Origin of the sequence: Nocardia jiangxiensis NBRC 101359 (assembly GCF_000308615.1) — a bacterium.
GTDB classification, from domain to species: Bacteria; Actinomycetota; Actinomycetes; order Mycobacteriales; family Mycobacteriaceae; genus Nocardia; species Nocardia jiangxiensis.
The window spans coordinates 75,291-89,508 of the sequence record NZ_BAGB01000002.1; the positions used below are offsets into that span (position 1 = coordinate 75,291).

At 64.6% G+C, this 14,218-nt stretch carries 19 protein-coding genes; 16 read left to right on the plus strand and 3 right to left on the minus strand.

Translation table 11 applies throughout. From position 1 onward, the window contains the following. The first annotated feature begins 84 nt into the window (after positions 1–84). On the plus strand, positions 85–741 hold the full coding sequence (locus ON40_RS00500; RefSeq protein WP_040817072.1) for a TetR/AcrR family transcriptional regulator: 657 nt from the start codon (positions 85–87) through the stop codon (positions 739–741). A gap of 633 nt (positions 742–1,374) precedes the next feature. Here ON40_RS00500 and ON40_RS00510 read toward each other — a convergent pair. Next, positions 1,375–2,115, minus strand: coding sequence for a TauD/TfdA family dioxygenase (locus tag ON40_RS00510; RefSeq protein WP_040817079.1), 741 nt, complete (start codon positions 2,113–2,115; stop codon positions 1,375–1,377). 96 nt (positions 2,116–2,211) lie between these two features. On the opposite strand from ON40_RS00510, the gene ON40_RS00515 reads away from it, so the two are divergent. Continuing rightward, a complete protein-coding gene (locus ON40_RS00515) occupies positions 2,212–2,640 on the plus strand; it encodes an NUDIX hydrolase (protein ID WP_040817081.1) in 429 nt (142 codons plus the stop codon). 42 nt (positions 2,641–2,682) lie between these two features. Continuing rightward, positions 2,683–3,909, plus strand: a complete 1,227-nt coding sequence (locus tag ON40_RS51520; RefSeq protein ID WP_051192438.1) for a helix-turn-helix transcriptional regulator — start codon at positions 2,683–2,685, stop codon at positions 3,907–3,909. Positions 3,910–3,960: 51 nt separating this feature from the next. Here the strand turns inward: ON40_RS51520 and ON40_RS00525 are convergent, their stop codons facing one another. Both ON40_RS00525 and ON40_RS00530 read right to left on the minus strand, forming a co-directional pair. Further along, positions 3,961–4,167: a DUF397 domain-containing protein gene (locus tag ON40_RS00525; protein WP_040817084.1), complete on the minus strand. Its 207-nt coding sequence runs from the start codon at positions 4,165–4,167 to the stop codon at positions 3,961–3,963. Continuing rightward, entirely contained in the window at positions 4,164–5,051 is an 888-nt protein-coding gene (locus ON40_RS00530; RefSeq protein ID WP_040817087.1) for a helix-turn-helix domain-containing protein, read from the minus strand. The genes ON40_RS00525 and ON40_RS00530 overlap by 4 nt, the downstream gene beginning before the upstream one ends. Positions 5,052–5,314: 263 nt before the next feature. Here ON40_RS00530 and ON40_RS00535 point away from each other — a divergent pair, with 263 nt between their 5' ends. The 13 genes from ON40_RS00535 to ON40_RS00585 all read left to right on the plus strand — a co-directional run bounded on the left by ON40_RS00535 (position 5,315) and on the right by ON40_RS00585 (position 14,211). Beyond that, the gene (locus ON40_RS00535) at positions 5,315–5,689 is read left to right on the plus strand and encodes a hypothetical protein (protein ID WP_169541801.1); all 375 of its coding nucleotides are present in this window, start codon (positions 5,315–5,317) and stop codon (positions 5,687–5,689) included. Between the two features lie 367 nt (positions 5,690–6,056). After that, complete coding sequence (locus tag ON40_RS00540) at positions 6,057–6,311, plus strand: hypothetical protein (RefSeq protein ID WP_157186139.1); 255 nt, start codon at positions 6,057–6,059, stop codon at positions 6,309–6,311. An 86-nt stretch (positions 6,312–6,397) separates the two neighbouring features. Beyond that, complete coding sequence (locus ON40_RS00545; protein WP_040817093.1) at positions 6,398–6,625, plus strand: hypothetical protein; 228 nt, start codon at positions 6,398–6,400, stop codon at positions 6,623–6,625. Positions 6,626–6,642: 17 nt separating this feature from the next. Further along, on the plus strand, positions 6,643–6,804 hold the full coding sequence (locus tag ON40_RS51525) for a hypothetical protein (protein WP_157186140.1): 162 nt from the start codon (positions 6,643–6,645) through the stop codon (positions 6,802–6,804). A 5-nt stretch (positions 6,805–6,809) separates the two neighbouring features. Further along, positions 6,810–7,103, plus strand: a complete 294-nt coding sequence (locus ON40_RS54240) for a hypothetical protein (RefSeq protein WP_245567598.1) — start codon at positions 6,810–6,812, stop codon at positions 7,101–7,103. Then, on the plus strand, positions 7,087–7,539 hold the full coding sequence (locus ON40_RS55375; RefSeq protein WP_051192440.1) for an Lsr2 dimerization domain-containing protein: 453 nt from the start codon (positions 7,087–7,089) through the stop codon (positions 7,537–7,539). Before ON40_RS54240 ends, ON40_RS55375 begins: the two co-directional genes overlap by 17 nt. A 4-nt stretch (positions 7,540–7,543) precedes the next feature. Beyond that, positions 7,544–7,909 (plus strand): WhiB family transcriptional regulator, encoded by a 366-nt coding sequence (locus ON40_RS55890; protein ID WP_373281817.1) that lies wholly within the window; start codon positions 7,544–7,546, stop codon positions 7,907–7,909. A gap of 1,156 nt (positions 7,910–9,065) precedes the next feature. Further along, positions 9,066–9,626 carry a hypothetical protein gene (locus ON40_RS00560; protein WP_040817098.1) on the plus strand — a complete coding sequence of 187 codons (561 nt, stop codon included), beginning with the start codon at positions 9,066–9,068 and terminating at the stop codon, positions 9,624–9,626. Between the two features lie 142 nt (positions 9,627–9,768). Next, positions 9,769–11,073 (plus strand): hypothetical protein, encoded by a 1,305-nt coding sequence (locus ON40_RS00565; protein ID WP_157186142.1) that lies wholly within the window; start codon positions 9,769–9,771, stop codon positions 11,071–11,073. A gap of 19 nt (positions 11,074–11,092) precedes the next feature. After that, positions 11,093–12,604 carry a type IV secretory system conjugative DNA transfer family protein gene (locus ON40_RS00570; RefSeq protein ID WP_157186143.1) on the plus strand — a complete coding sequence of 504 codons (1,512 nt, stop codon included), beginning with the start codon at positions 11,093–11,095 and terminating at the stop codon, positions 12,602–12,604. Then, on the plus strand, positions 12,598–13,482 hold the full coding sequence (locus tag ON40_RS00575) for a replication-relaxation family protein (RefSeq protein WP_157186144.1): 885 nt from the start codon (positions 12,598–12,600) through the stop codon (positions 13,480–13,482). Before ON40_RS00570 ends, ON40_RS00575 begins: the two co-directional genes overlap by 7 nt. 11 nt (positions 13,483–13,493) lie before the next feature. Beyond that, positions 13,494–13,748 carry a helix-turn-helix transcriptional regulator gene (locus tag ON40_RS00580; RefSeq protein ID WP_083895303.1) on the plus strand — a complete coding sequence of 85 codons (255 nt, stop codon included), beginning with the start codon at positions 13,494–13,496 and terminating at the stop codon, positions 13,746–13,748. 52 nt (positions 13,749–13,800) lie between these two features. After that, a complete protein-coding gene (locus tag ON40_RS00585) occupies positions 13,801–14,211 on the plus strand; it encodes a helix-turn-helix domain-containing protein (RefSeq protein WP_040817103.1) in 411 nt (136 codons plus the stop codon). The last annotated feature ends 7 nt before the right edge of the window (positions 14,212–14,218 follow it).

Here is a 14,218-nt window from a genome sequence, read left to right on the forward strand (position 1 = left end):
TCTCCGGCGTCACGTCCGGCGTCGATCTCCGGTGGGCCAGAATGAAATGGAGAGAATCCGCACGCGAACAATGGAGTCGCATCGATGTCAGATCCGGCCGCGATCAGTCGGCAGTTGCCCCGGGGCCGTCACGGGCTGCCGCGGGAGACGGTGATCGCCTCCCAGCGCGACCGGATCCTGAGCGCGATGGCGCAGGCGATGACCGAAAACGGTTATATCGGAACGTCTGTCGCGGCGATCATCAAACGGGCCGGGGTGTCGCGGGAGACGTTCTACGAGCAGTTCCGCTCCAAGGAGGACTGTTTCGAGGCCGCCTACGAGCGAGCCGCGCATCTCCTGCAGGAACGGATCGTCGAGGCGACCGGAACGCTGCCCGATGCGGCCACCCGTGAGCAGCGGATCGAGGCGATGCTCGGCGCGTATCTGGGCGGCCTGGCCGCCGATCCGGCCGATGCCCGGCTGTTTCTCATCGAGGTCTACGCGGTCGGCCCGGAGGCCATCGCCCGCCGCGGCGAGTTGCAGGAATCATTCGCCGTGATGGTCGCCCAGATCCTCGACGCCCACACCGCCGAACAACATTTCGCCTGCCAGACCCTGGTCGCCGCGATCAGCGCGATGGTCACCGCCCGAGTTGCCGCCGACGATCCGGACGGTTTGCAAGCGTTGCGCGAGCCGCTGTTGCAACTACTGCGCCGCAGCGGAGATCTGTTCGGGTCCCCGGAACAGATCACCCCGCACTGAGGGACAAGTCCGGGCTACTGATTTCGTGAGTACACGGGTAACTCCATGTACTCACATAGAACTAACGTGCGATTGGTGTCGTTGTCAATGGTGAACAGCGTTGGGTGCCGTGGACGGCATTGCCGCACTGAGCTGCGGATACGCTGAGATACTGTCGGATTGCAGCTGTGATATCGATTACTAGCGTTGAGACGTGCGGGCGGCGTTGGCCGACGTCAGCTATTAAATGGTGCGATTGATGACAAGTACCGACAGCTGGCCAGCAACCAGGACGGGGCGGGCGATTGCGTGCATGTCGACGTTGGGCAACGTCGGCGTTCTCGGGTCCGGGGCGTGGTTGCTGGGGCTGGGGCGCATCGACGGTAGGTATCTATGGGCACCACCGTGTTCGTATCCTCGGTCGGCGCGCTCGATGAATCCGCCCGGCCGCCTCGAGGACTCGTAGGGCGGCTTGTTTCTGCCGACATTGCACGGTGTCGCCGTGGAGGTGGATCTGGAGGAGTCGGTGGGCTTGGCCGGGGGTGAGCGGGCCGGGTTCGAATCCGCATTCGTCGTAGTAGGGGTAGTGGTTGGGATCGTCGGACCCGTTCTCGAATTGGATCGTGATGCGTACGGTGTCGTAGTCGACGTTCATCAGGCCACCGCCGGGATGTCGGGAAACTGGAAGCCTGACGGAATTGCGAACTCGGGGTGCGGGTTCAGGCTCAGCCGGTACATGAGGCGGTCTCCGGTGAATGCGGTCCGTCCGTGCAGCCAGCGATGGTTGTGCAGGACGTAGCCGTGGCCAGGATCGAGTGCAAAGCGCGTCGTGTGCTGTTCGATGGCAGCGGTCAGAGCTGGGAGCCACGGGGTGAGTTCCGGGGAGTACTGGACGAGGCCGTCCATGCGCAGCCGAATCCGTATCCGCCCGCCCTGGGTGTGCTCGAACACCGATCCCAGATAACCGGAAGCACCGCCGAAAAGTGCTGTGCGGGGCCGGGTTAGGGCTTGTATCGCTCGCGGATTGGTGTGCATCAGATCGGTGTAGACGCTGCGGCCGTCGATCGCGAGGCATTCCCCACCTGATGCGCTCCTGTGGCCGCACACCAACAACAGGAGGGCAGGCGGGTTGATCTCGCCTGAGCGGTCGGTGTGGGGTGGTAGGGCACCGGTGCCGAAGCCTGCGAACCCGAGACGCTGGCCGAGTTCTGCCCTGTTCTCGAGCGTGGTTACGCCGTCATCGTTGCTGTCACGGTGGGCGATGATTGCGCCCAGCGATGCGCTGAGCGTCACGAGTTGCGTTCGGGTCCGGATGCCGTCGAAACGAGCGAAGCCGTCCTTGGTGAGCTGGGCTGCGATCTTGGCGGCCCAATCTTGTTGCAAGTCAACGAACATCTCCCAACGGTGCGCCGGTGTGTGCTGGGGGTCCACTGACAGATTGTCATCTCGACACCGCGTCGCGGGGGTGTTTCGGCTGCTAGCGTCGCCGCTATGACTGCTTCCGGTTACGTACCGCATATGTATTCGATCTCGATCAAGGGCGTGGTCGTCCGTGACGGCCGGGTGCTGCTGCTGAAGAACGAACGTGAGGAGTGGGAGCTACCGGGCGGCCGAATCGAACCGGATGAGACGCCGGAGGAGTGCGTGGCCCGCGAAATTTCCGAAGAGACACGGTGGCCGGTGACGACCGGGCCGATTCTCGATTCGTGGATGTACTACATCAACGAAGCCGAAAAGCACGTGTTCATCGTGACCTATGGCTGCTATCCGGACACCGATGCCGAACCGGTGCTCTCTCATGAGCACAAGGAGGTCGGGCTGTTCGCCGAGGGCGACATTGCCGCGTTGAACATGCCGGACGGGTATAAGCGGTCGATCATGACGTGGTTTGCGCAGTTGCGCGCCGCAGAGAACGTCTAGGCGGCGAAGGTGGTCGGGCGCAGGTGTGAGGTATGCGGCGTCGTGATCGGTTCCTACGCAACTGAACTCGTGTGCCCCACCTGCGCCGCCAGCAACGACGCCACGCCCCCGGCCGTCCGGGCTGCGCCCATCACGTCGGCGGTGTGGCTGTGGGCCTCCCCCGAAGCGGCAACCGCGATCGCCACGCGTGACCTCCCGACCATCCTGCGTACTTACCGTCGCATCAACGGCATGAATCAAATCGCGCTGGCTGAGCTATTGGGGTACGACAGCTCGTACGTCTCGATGATCGAAACCGGCAAGCGCGCCATCACCGACGTGACCAGCCGACGGCACATCGCCGCACGGATCGGCGTGCCTGCCCATGTACTGGGTGTAACCGGCGTCGACGACGCCGAATACCGGGCGATGCTCCAATTCGGCGATAGCACCGTACGACTTGCCGAGATTGCCCGCCAATCCGGTCATGCTGTCGAAGCTGTCAACGAGTTGTGGCCCTTGGTGGCACGTTTGGAAGCTCGCGCGGCCGAGGGGCATATGGAACGCGACAGTCTGATTCTGCTGGCGCAGGCCCGCACCGCTCTCGGAGTGTCGCTCGGCACTGTGCTGCCCGAAGAACGGCTATCAGCAGCGGCCCGATGGACCGGTCAGGCAGCCAAAGTGGCAGCACATCTCGGCGAGCCGGTGTTCTACGCCCACACGCTCAGAATGCACGGCAACGAACTGCGGAAGTCCGGACAACCTGGTGCGGCTGTTGCGCGGTTGGAACAGTCCCTGGAGTTATCGACCGACCCCGCCGAGACAGGTAGCTCGCTCGCGTTCTTGTGCAGAGCCGCAGGCGAACTCGGTGATGCCGAGGCCTTCGACAACACCCTGAGCGCCTATCGCAGCCTGCTCGACAGCCACCCGGGCAGCGGCCTGCTATTCCATCCGTTCACCTTGCGCGAGATAGAGATTCGAGGACTGATGGGCACCGGCCGCATCGGCGAGGCCAGCCGACTGGTCCGCGAGCCGACCGGCACACCCGCCGCGCCACAATGGCACATCATCGAACGCGTAACGAGCGGCGAGGTACTCGCTTCCATCGGCGAAACTGATACCGCTGCAACAGTATTCGCCGAAGCAGTGCAGTCCGCGGAACGCCACCGCATACCACATCAGATCCAGCGCGCGATCAGGGCGACCGAGAAGGCTGGGATGCGCGAATTGGCCATCGAATGTTCGGCAGCACTCGAACGCATCCGGTCTCAACTGTCCGGAGACAAGTAGGACCCCGCCACTGCGGCGGGGCCCCCGTTCAAATCAATGTTTGGAGGATTCCTATGACCGGCTGACGCTGCGATCCGGCAGATTCGAAGTGAAAGCGTCCCACTCCGCAGGCGCGAACACCAGCGCTGGGCCGTCCGGGTTCTTCGAGTCGCGAACCCCAACCATGCCGCCCTCCAGGTGCGCAACCTCCACGCAATCCTTCCCGACTCCGCTGCGGCTGCTCTTGAACCACTTCGCCGTGGACAGGTCGACGCTCACGCTTCGTACTCCTCTGCGATCTTCATCAGCAACGCCCTGGACTCCGACTGATTCAGTGCAGCGCTCTCGATAGCGGAAAGCGCTGTCCGGTACTGCTCGATCTCGTCGGGTTTGTCCAGGTACAAAGCCCCAGTGTAGCCCTCGATATAGACCACAGGAGGCTCGGTGAGAGCGGGGTTCACATGCTCCGGAAACTCCAGCAAGACGAACGGGCCGACATCGAGCCCGAGGAAACACCCCACGGTCAACGGAACGATTCGGATCGACACATTCGATCGATGAGTGAGCCGGACGAGATGCCGCAACTGAGCAGCCATGATGGCGCGACCGCCGATGGGATGACGCACGGCGGCCTCGCTCAGCGTCACGTACAGACTGAACCGCTCCCGCGATTCTTCAAGGCGCTCTTGCCGTTTCGTAAGCAATTCAACGTGTCGGTCGATCTCTTCGTCCGTCAACGGCGGAATATTGATTCGCGCCACCGCGCGCCGGTATTCGGCCGTCTGTACCAACCCTGGCAACAACGTCAGCTGAAACGACGTGACGCGCCGCGCGGCCTGTTCGAGACCGATGAACAGATCGACGTTGCCGAAGATCGCATCGCCGTAGGACTGCCACCAACCAGTCTTGCGGGCTTCCTCTGCCAGCCACAACAGCGCGCGCTGATCTTCGTCGCTGGCGTTGTAGGCATTGCACAGTGCCCGGATCACCATCTTCTTGACCTGGGCTACCTGCCCATTTTCCAAGCGCCACAACGTCTGCGAACTCATCTCCGCTAGCTTGGCCGCCTTGTCCCTCGTGAGCTTGGCCTGCTCGCGCAGCTCGAGCAGTCGTCGAGCCAGCAGTCTGCGCGGGAGCGTCGTAGTCGTTGGCTGAGCGTTCATTGCCACCACTTTCGTTAGCGAGGCTACAAAATCATTCCAGTTGATCTGGAATGATTCTATCTGATTGGACTTGATCTGTTATGTCTCCACTTTCACTTCTAACGGTGCTGTACTCAAAGGGTGCCAAGCGGCCGACGCCATCGCGCAGCACCGCTTCCACAGGCAAGAGAACGGACCACACATCGACAAGCGGCGGGACAGCCATGAATATGCAAACCTTCGATACTTCGACCGATCTCCAGTCACGCATCACCGCCAGAAATATGACGAACAAGATAGCGAGAGAACAGGATTCGGAGCCCCCGGGAGGGCGGCCGAAGGCAGTGGGGTTCGTGCGGGGTGACCTGTCCGGGCTCGACGCGCCTCGACATGCGGACGCTGTTGCACGGCACGCCCGAGCGTTGGGCTACGACTACCTGTACACCGTGCGGCCCCCACAGGACACGACTGACCCTGTCGGGTATTCCCTGGGCATTGCGAGCGGCCTCGATGTTGAAACGATCGTGGTGTACGACCTGGCGCACGTCGACAATCAACCGGCACGCGTCTGCGAAGACTTCGATCTGGAGACCGTGTGCCCGGCAGAGACCTGGGTGCGGGCCGTGCAGCCCGCACGGGTCGAGTCGGGGGTGGCGTAGATGAGCGCGGCGGTAATAGTGGCATCACCGCAAGCGTGTGGCCGCGCCGATGTCGCACTGGCGCATGAGCAGATGCGCCACCATCTCACCTGCCAAGTTGACCGGTGTGCATGGAAAGCGGCGGCGTACCGGACGCTGGTGGATGCGGGCCGACTCGTGCCGCCCAGGTGGAGCCCGCGCGAGCGTGCCGCCGCGCGAGGACTCGCGTTCCCGCCACTGCCCGGCGAATCGAACGGACTCAGCGAGCCGTCTGCGCAGACGATCCGCGATGTGCTGAGCAAGCTTTCGGAATTGGGCCCATCACCTGATGCGACCGCGAGGGCATCTGGCGGCGAAGGCAATCACTAACCTTTCTCGAGGGGCCGGTATGAGTGAACGCTGTACCGAAGCAGTGGGCTGGATCGCGAGCTGGAGCCTGGATCACCACTGCGTGCGAATACTGCTGGTGCGCAATGAATCCGAGACAGCTCCTCTTTTCTCGGCGACCGTGCCCGCTGCTGCCCCTGACTTGGCGGAGATGCGTGAGCGGTTCCCGAAACTGTCGGAGCTGTGGGACGCGATTCGGGGCGAGTATTGGGCGGAATTCTTTACAGTCCAAGAGAATTCGTGCGGAACCATCTGAGCCGGGCGGGCGGGGCAGGGCGGGTATCGGGTCCTGCTGGTGGCCGCGTGGAGGTCTCGCGCAGCCTGGTTCGGACTGTTCGAGCGTTGGGATTGATCGGGAAGCCGATCTCGGCCCGCAGTCTCGCGGGCAGTTTCAGCCTGGGGCCGACTATCGCAGCGCTGCGCTGGCTACTGGAGGGCGGGTATGTGGCCACGGGAACCTCGCCGACGGCTGGGCGGCACCGTGAACCGGTGTACTGGCTCACCGGCGAGGGCCTGGCCCTGTATCGAAAACTGTTGCGCCGCACTGATATCGATTGCGGCCCTATCTGAAGTCTTGGAGTGAGAACGTGACATATACCGATCGGCAGCGCTACAGCTTCGCGATCTTCGCGATGGTGGCGGCCAGCCTCGCCATGCCGACCAGCGGAACGGCGGTGAGCACGGTGCTGCGCACGCAACATGTACACCGGAGTGCATCCATCGCGGTGCCGGGCATCAGGGGCCGGTGATCGGGATGGATGCGTACCTGTTCGGGCGGTTCGGCGGGGAAGTCCGCAGTTTCACGTTGCCCGAGGAGCGGGAGGATCTTGATAGCCGGGCGGCACAGTGCCGCGCGAGCGTGCCGGACATCGAAGAGTTCGACAACGTGCACCGGTTCGTCAAGGGCTACTTGGACACTGCGGCCGAGGCTACGGCCGAGGGCAAGTTCGTGTCGATCAGCTGGACGGACGGTGCGGTGCCGCTCTCGGTCGACTATCACATCCTTCCGCGCGAAGCGGAAGGGGACGGCTGTGAGCCTGGCCGATGACCATGATCATCGGATTCCGGCTGGGCTGTGCGAGATCGCCCGCCGCGCACCCCTCCTGCATCGCACCGCCGCGCGGGCACAGCTGGTGACGGCCAAGCGCCTGCACCTATGCCGCCGCCGCCCCGAGGGCCTGACGTACGGGGATGAGAACTATTTACAACGGAAGGAATTGGAAAAGTTGGAGCGGACACATGTCGAGCTGGTCGATGATCGCGACGGCGTCTCGGCGGCTGCGGAGACGGTGGTCTTCGGGCTCGACAAAGAAACGTATGAGATTGACCTGACCGCCGAAAATGCGGCTGAGCTGCGTGAACTGGTAGGCACGTGGGCGCTGTACGCACGCGTGGTCGAACCTTCCAGCCCTATGAGGAAACCCCGTCCGAGGCACGTCTATGCCGTCGGCCCGCGCCGCTCCGGCGCGGCAGGAACGAGATAGCGGGATGGGTCGCGGCCCTTGGTCAGGAAAGGACGACGAGTTGAGCCAGCGTGAGTGGCGCACCCGAGCAGCCTGTCGCAAGTATCCACCGGAGATGTGGTGGCCCGAGCAGCGCGGACTGTTGCGTGCCCAGGCGGTCGCTCCGGCGGTCGACGTGTGCTGGAGCGAGTGTCCGGTTCGGCCAACCTGCGCTCAGGAAGCATTGATCTCAGACGTGCACCACGGCATCTGGGGCGGTGTGGACCTGGCCGACGGACGGCGTGGCCGCCTCGCGCGGGCCAAGAAGGCGCTGCGCGGCTCCGCGACTACCCCGGCCGAACTCGGCCACCCCGGACCACCAGAATCGTCTAGCCGTCGGAATCGACCGTAATCGCTGCGTACGACACATCACTCATACACGAACGGCCGTTGGGGCCGAGCCAAGGAAGCGGCTCGGCCCCAACGGCTTTGCCAACCATGTTGCTGCCCGACGTCGGCGTGTGGGCACGCTCATGACAGGGATTGCGGCACCCGTATCTCACCAGTAGCCGCGCCCCGGCAGGAGATTGCGATGCCGATGCACGCCGTCGAACCCGTTTCCCGAGCTTCCTTTGCTCGCGGCCACGAAATTTTCGCATGCAATTCGCGTAGTCGCTGACCTGCGCTTGCGTACGTCCGGGTGCGGTTTGGGTGTGGTCTCGGTGTCGTTCGAGTGTGCTTTCGGTGTGGTTTGGGTGTGCTCGATGTGTATCAATCCGACTGTGGGCCTTCCAATCCCGATGCTTCTTCTCCGATCTTTTCGGTGTGTGTCAGCTCACGTCGTGTCCAAAATCGGACCCTCCGCTGGAAGTTAATAGGTAGAGGCACAGATGACCGGAGTCATACCCCGGAAGGAGATTGCGATGCCGACATACCCCCTCGAACCGCCGTTCTCGAAGTCCGTTCATGTCCGCATTCGAAATTTTTTCGGATGCGGTTCGCGTCGCCATCGACCGGCACTTGTGAGTGCGCGGGGGCCGTTTGGAGAGCGCGCGGAGATTGTCTGGAGATCGTTTGGAGAGTGCTCGGAGATTGGCGACGTGTATCACTCCTGCTATGTGCGCCCTCCAATCCTGCTGCTTCGTCTGCGATCTCTTTTGTGTGTGTCAGCTCACACCGTGTCCCAAATCGACCCCTTCGCTGGAATTAAGTAAGTAGAGGCACCTTTTACGGCAACCGCGTTCAGGAAGGAGTCTGCGATGCCGACGCACACCGCCGAACGCCTTCGAACCGCCTCGTATCCGGTGGGCGACAGGTGGTCTCGACGCTTCTTCTCCGATTTCTTTGCGTGTTTTAGATCACACCGTGTCTAAAAACGGGTCTTCAACCGGAGTCCTCATATGACGCCACCCGCCGGAGGTACCGGCAAGGCGATCGGATTGGAGGTGTTGTCGGCGTTACCGATTGTCCGTCCCGCATTGCGGGCGGACGTGCGGCGCGGCGGTGTCCTGCCGCCTTCCGCCGCGTATCCCTGCTGAATCGAAAATCCCTGTTTGGAGGAACTTTTCATGAGTGAGAACACGAACGCTGATCGTGGCCGCAACCAGGTGGACGCGGCGGTTGAGGAATTCGTTTCCGGTGACGGCGACGCGCGGAGTGTGCGTTCGCGGCTGGTGGATGTGGCGGAGGAGCGGTTGCGGTTGCTGGTGCCTGGGCTGGATCGGGTGCGGCCCGGTCCGGCCGGGCGCGTGGCCGATGCGCTCACGCGTCGGTGGTTGCGGACGCTGATCGGGGTGCATCTGACCGATTTCGACATCACGCCGACATGGCGGCTGCCGTTCCTCTGCGGTGTCGAGCGGCAGGGCTGCCCGCGTCATGGTGACTTGCTCGAGTTCGCGGGCTGGCGGCACGGCTGGCGGTGTCCTGTCGACGGGTGCGGCTACATCATGACCAACGTCGTGATGCGGGCGATGCACTGCCAGCAGCTCGCGGTCGCGGTGCTGACCGATGCCGACGGCGTTTACGAGTTGCCGGTCTGTGAAGGCCACCTTCGCAGCGAGGTGGAGAACGCCTCCTACGGCGGCGAGCCGTTCACCGTCATCATGCTGGACGACCAGGCCGCTGCCTGATCGCTTTCTTGTCGCGTGCCGGGCGGGCGCACATCCGTCCGCCCGGCACGCGCCCCGGAACCTGTGCCGACACGGCGTCGGTCGCACGTGCTGTGTCGGGTCTGTTTCGTTGCCCCTTTTGGATCGGAAGGCGGTTCGATTGATGATTGCCAAACTTCTTACTCACCAGTTTCATTGGCCCGATGTGGTGGGGCTGGTGGCGGCGTACTGGCCGCTGCTGGCCGTGCTGGCGGGCATGCTCGCGTTCGTCGTCTCGATCGTCTGGGTGTGTGTGCGTCGCTGGCGTGCGCGTGAGGCCGCGCGGGCGGTGTGGTTGGACATCGAGGTGCCCGCGTCGGTGACGGCGGAGGCGGCCGGCGTGTTCGCCCGCCGGATGGCCGGCGGGCTGCACCGCACTCGCCGTGTCGGCGTGGCTGCGCGTCATGTCGTTCTCGAGATCGTGGCCACGGCGGCCGGGGCGCGCATGGGGGTCTGGGTGCCGCCCCGGATGAACCCCGGCGTCGTCACGGCGGCTCTCACCGATGCCTGGCCCGGTGCGAAGGTCACTGTCACTACCCCGCCCGCTCTGGCTGGTCGGGCGATGGCCGTGGAGGTGACCGCCCGTAACGGAGTGTGGGCACCGTGGACCGGCACCCGCCTGTCCGCCCGGACCGGTCCGGCCCCGGTGCCGGACCCGCTGTCGGGGGTGCTGGGCCGGTTGTGTGCCCGCCCGGCCGGTGAGACCGGGTTCGTGCAGCTGGTCCTGGCCCCCTACTACCGCCGCACTCTTCCCAAGCTCCTGGGGAAGGCGCTGGGTGTCGGGCTGAGCGAACTGTTGGCGCTGGTGCGCACGCTGTATGCGGACCCGCGTACCTCCACCTCGGTCCGTCCGGCCCCGGCTGCGTCGCTGCCGCCGCTGGCCGCAGCCCGTCAGAGTGCGGAGACAGCGAAAATGGCGGCGGGCCCGCACTTGTCGGCGACCTTGCGCGTCGGGCTGGTGTCCGAGGGCCCGGTGCCGCGCCGGGATGCGGTGTGGGAGATCGAGGGCGGGTTCGATGCGATCGCCGACGCCGCTGTCGGCGGCCTGCGGTCGCGTCGCGTCTGGAGCGGGCACCGGGTGCTGGTGCGACGTCCGGGCCGGACGTTCATCGCCACCGTGAGCGAAGTCGCCGCGCTCTGGCACCTGCCTGCCGACGCGGCCCGGTTCGGGCTCCCGGTGGTGCATGCCCGCACCCGCACCGCACGCCCCAGCGTGCCCCGCCTCGGGCACCCCGCCCCGCCATCGCGCACAACCCCGCCACCGGTGGCCGGTGCCGACAAGCGAGCACCGCGGCCGGGGCAGGTAGGCCACCGCGGTGGTCTGTGGCTCCCGCCCCCTGCCCTGCCTGGCCACCGTAGCCGGACAGCCCCAGCCCGGCCGCGTCCCGGGGCTGGGTCGCGCAGTGTTCCGCCGTCTGATTTCCGTTGAGCTGCAAAGGAGTTCCGTCATGCCTGCACAACAACCTGATCATGAGAACAGCACGCCCGCCGTGGGCCGGTTGCGGCTCGTCCCGGCAGATGCACCGGAGCGCGCGGCACCGAAACCGTTGGGCGTCGGGGCCGATGGCTGGATGCTCGGCTTGCCAGTCGAATCCGCCCGGTACCACCTGCATGTTCCTGGAGTGACCGGGTCGGGCAAGTCCACCTGGCTCGCTCACCACGCCCTCGCCGAAGCCGACGCCGGGCGCGGGGTGGTGCTGATCGACTGCCAGGGCGACCTTGCCGACAACGTGCTTGCCCGTCTTCCGCAGGATGCGGGCGGGCGGCTGGTCGTGCTGGACCCGGCCGAACGCTCCGCACCACCAGCGTGGAACGTCCTGGCTCCCGCGTCCGGGGATGACGGTGATGCGGAGGGGCGGGAGTTCGCCGCGCGGACGGTGATCGGAACCTTCCGCAAGGTGTACGCGCAATGGTGGGGCCCGCGTATGGACGAAATGTTCTCCGCCGCCTGCCTGACCCTGGCCCAGCGTCCCGGCTCCACCCTCGCCGACGTAGTGACCATCCTGACCGATCCGGGCTATCACCGGCCGATCGTGGACCAGTACGGGGAGCCGGGCGGGTTCGCAGGCTTCTGGCAAGGCTTCCGGGAGATGAGCCCGGCGCAACGGCAGCAGTTGTGCGGGCCGGTGATCTCCCGGCTGCGGGATGTGATCTCGCATCGCTTCGCCCGCGACCTGCTCACCGCCCCCGCGTCCACTTTCACGCTCTCCGACATTCTGGACGGGGGAATATTGATCGCCCGGTTGCCGAAAGGGGAAATCGGGGAGCACGGTGCGCAACTGGTCGGATCACTGTTGCTGTCGGGATTGTGGCAGGCAACCACCCGCCGCGCGGCCATTCCACCCGAACAACGGCCGGACGCGACGATCATCGTGGACGAATGCCACAATTTCCTGCACCTGCCGATCGGGATCGATCAAGTCCTCGCCGAAGCACGCGGGTATCGGCTGTCGCTGGTTTTGGCGCATCAGCACCTTGCCCAGCTACCGCCGGATATTCGGGGCGCGGTCGACGCCAACGCCCGCAACAAGGTCGTGTTCACTGTCTCGCCGGACGATGCCCGTACCCTGACGCCGCATTTCGAGCCGGTATTCGATCACACCGATTTGCGGAATCGCGACGGATACGCCGCATCCGTGCGCATAATAGACCAGGGAATGGCTGTGGAACCGTTCAGCATCACCACCCTGCCGCTCCCGCCGGAATTACTCGGACGCGCCGAAACAATGCGCACGGCGGCACGGGAAACAGCGGGCCTGTCCCATGACCGGCGGACCGAGTTGCGGCAGCGCTCCGAGTTGACCGCAGCACATCAGCGACACCGCGATACCAGCGGCCACCGGGTGTCCCGCCGGGTGTCCCATCCGGTCGCGCGTCCGGTGTCCCACTTAGAGCGGGACACCCGCCGGGATACCCCGCCCGACCCGTCTACCCAGTTCCAGGGGTGGGATTCATGGTGACCGGAAAACCCCGACTGGCTTCTATAGCCACCCCCACACGGACATATACCCTCACCGACGCGGTAGCTGCTCAACGTCAGCTCACCAGTAGGGACATGCAGTTGCTGTCCCTACTGGCAGCCCATCACGTACTCACCAGCCCGCAGATCGCCGCGTTGCTGTTCGCGAGTGAGAACGTAGCCAGGAAAAGGCTTGCCAAGCTCACCACGCGCGGCGTACTGGCCCGATTCCGTCACTGCCCCGGCCCCGGCTCGATCCCGTGGCGCTACACCCTCGGTCCGCTCGGCGCGATGATCGTTGCTGCCGACCGCGACCGCCGAACAATTCCCACTCCATCCAAAACGCAGGAAAGGATGCTGCGCATATCCAGATCGCAGAATCTAGACCACCTCCTCGGAATCAACGAATTCTTTTCCCGGCTCGGATTACACGCCCGAAATAACGACGAGTGCGTATTGCGGGAATGGTGGAATGAACCGAAAACCGCAGAATACTGCGCCGGTATCGTCCGGCCCGACTCATATGGAGAATGGGAGGAAAACGGTGTCGCGCTGGAATTCTTTCTCGAATTCGACAACGGTACCGAGAAAATAGACGACGTGACAGCCAAGCTCGAGCGCTACCGGGAATTGGCCCGCGCGGGCATGAACGTTCCGATTCTGTTCGTCTTCGCCCACCCGCGACGGCACACCCATTTCCACCGTCAGCTCGCCGCAGACGCGCATCTGTCGGCAGGGCTGAGCGTCGCCAGCGCCACCGCCATCGACATCACCGAACACGGTCCCGCCGGACCCGTCTGGCACCCGGCCACGCACTCCGTACCCCGCCGCCTCACCGACCTGGCCCAGCAACCAGCCGCCCGCCGCACCGCCGCCTGAGAGGAACCCCGATGTCCGAACACGAACCCGCCACCCCGGCCGACGCCACCCCGCACCGCCACCACCGTGAAGATTGGCTGACCACCGCCGAACTGGCCCATGAGTACAAGCTCACCGTCGGCACCCTGCGCTACTGGCGGCACATCGGCTACGGCCCCGCCTCCTTCGCCTTGGGCCGCAAGATCGTCTACCGCCGCACCGACGTCGAGGAATGGATCGCTGATCAGGAACAACGCACCCGACGCGGCGGCACCGCCGCCGCCTAGCTAGTTCCTGCATAAGACATATATTTCCTGAAATAGTTGTTAGGATGGGGCCGTGGAGCAATCGAACGAACGGGACTGGACCCGCGCAGACTTCACGGCCCTGTCCTTCGACCAGCGGAAAGAGGTGGCCGAACAGATCACCGCCGAGCGGAAGGCTCGCAACATCACTCAGGAAGACCTGGCCAGGCTTGCCGGGGTTCCCGTCCGCACGATCAGCAACGTCGAAAGCGGCAAGACCCCCCAAGCTGAAACCCTGCGCAAGCTCGCCGATGCGCTGGATTCCACCCCGCGCGGCAAGCCGAACGAGGCTAGCGCCATTCAGATGTTCACCGACGTGACGGCACCGATGTACCTGCAACTGTCCGAGCACGGTAGAGCAAAAGCGTTGCGCGACATCGTGTTGCTGCTCGGCGCGGCTCTCGAAGACGACCGGGAACCACAAGGCCCCGGGCAATCCCGATAACGAAGCT

Coding starts and splice junctions, on each gene's coding strand:
- ON40_RS00570 (WP_157186143.1), top strand. CDS start 11,093: ATGCCTGCACAACAACCTGATCATGAGAACAGCACGCCCGCCGTGGGC.
- ON40_RS00535 (WP_169541801.1), top strand. CDS start 5,315: ATGACGAACAAGATAGCGAGAGAACAGGATTCGGAGCCCCCGGGAGGG.
- ON40_RS55890 (WP_373281817.1), top strand. CDS start 7,544: ATGGGTCGCGGCCCTTGGTCAGGAAAGGACGACGAGTTGAGCCAGCGT.
- ON40_RS00510 (WP_040817079.1), bottom strand. CDS start 2,115: ATGTTCGTTGACTTGCAACAAGATTGGGCCGCCAAGATCGCAGCCCAG.
- ON40_RS00515 (WP_040817081.1), top strand. CDS start 2,212: ATGACTGCTTCCGGTTACGTACCGCATATGTATTCGATCTCGATCAAG.
- ON40_RS00560 (WP_040817098.1), top strand. CDS start 9,066: ATGAGTGAGAACACGAACGCTGATCGTGGCCGCAACCAGGTGGACGCG.
- ON40_RS00530 (WP_040817087.1), bottom strand. CDS start 5,051: ATGAACGCTCAGCCAACGACTACGACGCTCCCGCGCAGACTGCTGGCT.
- ON40_RS00565 (WP_157186142.1), top strand. CDS start 9,769: ATGATTGCCAAACTTCTTACTCACCAGTTTCATTGGCCCGATGTGGTG.
- ON40_RS00540 (WP_157186139.1), top strand. CDS start 6,057: ATGAGTGAACGCTGTACCGAAGCAGTGGGCTGGATCGCGAGCTGGAGC.
- ON40_RS00580 (WP_083895303.1), top strand. CDS start 13,494: ATGTCCGAACACGAACCCGCCACCCCGGCCGACGCCACCCCGCACCGC.
- ON40_RS00575 (WP_157186144.1), top strand. CDS start 12,598: ATGGTGACCGGAAAACCCCGACTGGCTTCTATAGCCACCCCCACACGG.
- ON40_RS54240 (WP_245567598.1), top strand. CDS start 6,810: ATGGATGCGTACCTGTTCGGGCGGTTCGGCGGGGAAGTCCGCAGTTTC.
- ON40_RS00500 (WP_040817072.1), top strand. CDS start 85: ATGTCAGATCCGGCCGCGATCAGTCGGCAGTTGCCCCGGGGCCGTCAC.